This window comes from Deltaproteobacteria bacterium, assembly GCA_016874775.1.
GTDB lineage: Bacteria > Desulfobacterota > Binatia > Bin18 > Bin18 > VGTJ01.
In genome coordinates, this window is sequence record VGTJ01000309.1 from 1 (window position 1) to 3,830 (window position 3,830).

Consider the following 3,830-nt stretch of genomic DNA (forward strand, 5'->3'; position numbering starts at 1 on the left):
CGGGCATCGCTCGTACACGCCGCTCACCCCGGCGACTCTGGGCGTGTATCTTCGCTTCTGATTTGCCTTGGGTCCGCTAGCCCGCATGAACATTATTTATTGAAAATTCAGTAAATCAAATCTTGAGAGATCGATACACTCCGACTGTCACCCTGAGTGAAACGGAGGGTCCCTCCGAGAGACTCTGCGCGGAGTTTATCCTGAGCTTGTCGAAGGGCTGATGTAGAAATTTAGTATATGTTTTTTAAATGTAATTTAATTGCATTTATTATTTATTTGTGATACTGTCCACGCCGGCTGGGAAATCGCCCGCCACTACACCATAGAGGCTCTTACGACCAACAAGGAGGAGAGAGATGCGTATGCAGCGTATGTCCATCCGTCGCTACGGAAGAACGTTCATATCAGGCCTTGTCCTTGCCATGCTTGGAACAAGCTCGGCATTGGCAATATCAAGTGAGTATTTTGTTGCCGTTGACAGTCGCACAACGGTCCCCTCTGGCACGTATGCGGGGTTACCGTCACCCAACAGCGAGAGGCTGACATTCCTGGTCGCCCATTCAAGTGATACCGATCCAGCGACCAATCATTTTCATGGGATTGGCACCTATAGTTACAGTGGGCCTGCCGGTAGCCCGACGATCAATTCCACGAACGCCAACAACAACATCCCCGAGTCGTTTACTGGCCAACCACCATTGGGCCTCTATCCTGGGACAGGCGCTGATGCCGGCATGTACGTCAATCAACCAACCCCCGAAGAGGAGTATAGTAACCTCACGATCGAATCGATTCAGGCGCTCAATGGTTTTGCGCCCAATTCTCCGGAGGATTATTTGTTCAGAAGCTCTGGCGGGCGGTGGATGTCATCTCTCGCAGATGCGGTGATTCATCTGGTACTCGTCGACATCACCAACGGTCTCCATATTCGTAACGAAACTGGTTCAGCTATTCTCCAAAGTATTGGCGACCACTACCTCCTTGGCGATGGCAACAACCTGATGTTCACGCCAACGTTCTGGGTCGACGGCTCAGCACCTATTGGTGCAAAGTATTCCGCAACATTCCTGTTGACTGACGTCGGAACCGCCAACGGACATGCCCCATTTCTTGACTCTGGGACGTTCACGCTGAACTTTAGCCCGACTCCTGAACCGGGGACAGTGGTCTTTCTTATGAGTGGAATTGCGCTTCTCTGTTTCGCTCGCCTGAAGAAGGCCTGGCTTTCACAAGCATGAGGGAAGAAGTATTCCGCCTGAGCACGACGGCAGCAGATGTGAGTTATGCGTTCATGTCTTTCCGCGCAAGAAGCAGGTCAGGTCTGACGACCGCTTGCTTCTGCGTTAAGGCACGCACTGTTGCTTTCGCCACCATCACGGCGTTCGGGTTTTTCTCAATGAATGTTCTTGCGAGAGCATGTACAACCGGTTCGAGATCCTTTTGCTCCACAACCTGGTTCAACATTCCCAAAGGGAGTAACTCTGTCGCCGTATAACGGCGGCACAGGATCGACATCTCCTTCGCGCGCAACGGTCCGACGTGAGCAACAAGCATTGCCATCATCGTCGGACTCAGCGGCGCACCGAGATCGACTTCTGGGAACCAGAACTCGGCCCCTGTCACAGCGACTCTGATGTCACACGCCAAAACGAGTCCCCACCCTCCACCAACGGCATAGCCATTCACTGCGGCAATAGTCATCGGTTCCAGTTGTCGCAAGAGCGTAAATACGCGTTCGACTAGACGCGTGCGCCGCGGAGCAGATTCAGCAAAGATTTGCTCACGCTCTTGTGGGTCGGTCACTCCTTTCGCCAATGCCAGATCCGCGCCAGCACAAAACGTGTTTCCTGTTCCGGTCAACACCAACACGCGAACGTCAGCATCGTCACAAACTTGCTGAAGAAGAGATTCCAACTCTTGCAGAACCTCCTCATTGAGTGGATTGCGTTTTTCCGGACGATTGAACGTCAACGTCGCGAGTCTGCCGTCTTTTGTTAACAGAAAGTGACTAGACATGCACACGGCCTCCGATCTTACGCTTGACTGCTCTGCTGGCGAAGCCGATGCGCGGGATCGGCTTGATGAGTCAGACATGGTTCTACTTCGACCGTCAAGTGGTCGATAGGGGCAACAGCCAGGATAGCTTCGCGATACTCAGCGACTGGGCGTGGAGTAGAAGCGTGCACTGAAACGATGCAGCCAATCCGCCCTTGTCCCAGTTCCCATACATGGAGGTCAGCCACGCGGGCATCACCCAAGGCTTCTACTCGCTGTTGGATCGTGCGCACCAGCTCCGTCGAAGAAACAACATTGAGAAGCTCGCGGGCGGACTCGCGGCAGAGCCCAATACTCCACACTAAAATCATTACCCCACCAACAAAGGCGGACAGGGGATCTAAAAAGGTCCATCCTGCATAGTAGCCACCAAGAAGCGCGCCGATAGCCAAGATGCTGGTTAACGCATCGGCGAGCACGTGCATATAGGCGGAACGTAAGTTCAGATCGTGCGCATGAGGCGCATCTCCCTGCTGCAGCGATTCCACATCTAAGAGCCACGCACAGACAAGGTTTACTGCCAGACCAAGTACCGCAATGGGGAGCGCTTCGAGGAAGGCAACAGAGACTGGGGTCAGTAATCGGTACACAGACTCTAACATCATGTGCAACGCGATCAATGCAAGGATGAGCGCATTGGTATAACCAGCCAGGGCATGGATCTTTCCGACCCCAAAGGCAAACTGTTTCGTACCTGCACGGGTACGCGCAAACCAGTAGGCAAATGCCGTGAGCCCTAAAGCACCCACGTGCGTTGCCATATGCCAGCCATCCGCCACCAACGCCAGCGATTGTGTCCAGGTCCCAACAATCAGCTCTAACACCATGACCACGGCCGTGAGTACCATCACCACGCGGGCCTGCCGCTCATGCCGAGCGAAGGTCACCGTTTCGTGGACGGCACAAGACTGTGTTGCGACTTCATCATGCATACGGATAGCTTACCAGAAAATTCCTCATAGACGGAACACGGGGTGTGAAACGAAAACGACAGAGGCTCTTGGTGTGTCTCGCTACTGATGGAGGAAGACACTCAGCTGCCCAACCTTATCGGCCACAGCAATATAGCGCCCCTGCGAGTCAGCCGCGACACGTTCCAGTGGGGTCTCGCTCTTGGTGACAGAAATCGTTCGGGGTGACACATGGGGAGCCCAGGTGCAAAGCAACCCATCGCGGCCAACCGAGAGGAGACGACGCTGCCCACTCAGACGTGCGTACGTCAGATCAGTCACGAGCCCATCATGCCCTTTCAGAATCGTCGGCACAGGGTTTCAATTTCTTCTCTTGTAATGTCTGCAACGCAGCGATGAATCTTCTGTTGAACGCTGTCACCTGGCCCGCGCAGTAGTGCAACGACCGTTTCCAATGGTGGACACCCAGTCTCAGTGCACGCCAGCTCAGTGATAAGGATGGTCGTCTCTGGCGAGAGCGAGAGTGCTTCTTGCACCCAGTGTTTGATCTCTTTGATCTTTTGCGTATTCCCTGGCGTACCACGACCTACGAGACTTTTTGATATACGCGCTCCTCAGCTCTCGATCATCAGTGAGTCATGAAGCGTTGATCGTCTGATTATTTATTTGCAATACGAACGTAAATCACTATCTACTATTTTTTCAATTGAGTTGCAAATAATCGTTTAAATCTAGTACCGTGTCTCACAAGTTCATTAGGCATGGGCAAGAATTAAGTTACCGATTAAGAGCGAGGAAGAAGCGTATAGTTCCAATCGCCATGAAACTTACCGGGTTTGATATTGAGCGCTTGAAACTCATCGT

General features: G+C 52.8%; 4 protein-coding genes. 1 reads left to right on the top strand and 3 read right to left on the bottom strand.

The features are described from left to right. Positions 1-362 precede the first annotated feature (362 nt). Complete coding sequence (locus tag FJ147_27765; GenBank protein ID MBM4259681.1) at positions 363-1,238, top strand: PEP-CTERM sorting domain-containing protein; 876 nt, start codon at positions 363-365, stop codon at positions 1,236-1,238. A 43-nt stretch (positions 1,239-1,281) separates the two neighbouring features. Here the strand turns inward: FJ147_27765 and FJ147_27770 are convergent, their stop codons facing one another. The 3 genes from FJ147_27770 to FJ147_27780 form a co-directional block, all read right to left on the bottom strand. Further along, positions 1,282-2,094 carry an enoyl-CoA hydratase/isomerase family protein gene (locus tag FJ147_27770; GenBank protein MBM4259682.1) on the bottom strand — a complete coding sequence of 271 codons (813 nt, stop codon included), beginning with the start codon at positions 2,092-2,094 and terminating at the stop codon, positions 1,282-1,284. Further along, a complete protein-coding gene (dmeF, locus tag FJ147_27775) occupies positions 2,034-2,987 on the bottom strand; it encodes a CDF family Co(II)/Ni(II) efflux transporter DmeF (GenBank protein ID MBM4259683.1) in 954 nt (317 codons plus the stop codon). The genes FJ147_27770 and dmeF overlap by 61 nt, the downstream gene beginning before the upstream one ends. Positions 2,988-3,068: 81 nt before the next feature. Next, positions 3,069-3,320 (bottom strand): WD40 repeat domain-containing protein, encoded by a 252-nt coding sequence (locus tag FJ147_27780; protein MBM4259684.1) that lies wholly within the window; start codon positions 3,318-3,320, stop codon positions 3,069-3,071. Between the last annotated feature and the right edge of the window lie 510 nt (positions 3,321-3,830).

What these genes read in the sequence shown, in the direction of transcription:
- FJ147_27770 (MBM4259682.1), bottom strand. Translation starts at nt 2,094, where the DNA reads ATGTCTGACTCATCAAGCCGATCCCGCGCATCGGCTTCGCCAGCAGAG.
- dmeF (MBM4259683.1), bottom strand. Translation starts at nt 2,987, where the DNA reads ATGCATGATGAAGTCGCAACACAGTCTTGTGCCGTCCACGAAACGGTG.
- FJ147_27765 (MBM4259681.1), top strand. Translation starts at nt 363, where the DNA reads ATGCAGCGTATGTCCATCCGTCGCTACGGAAGAACGTTCATATCAGGC.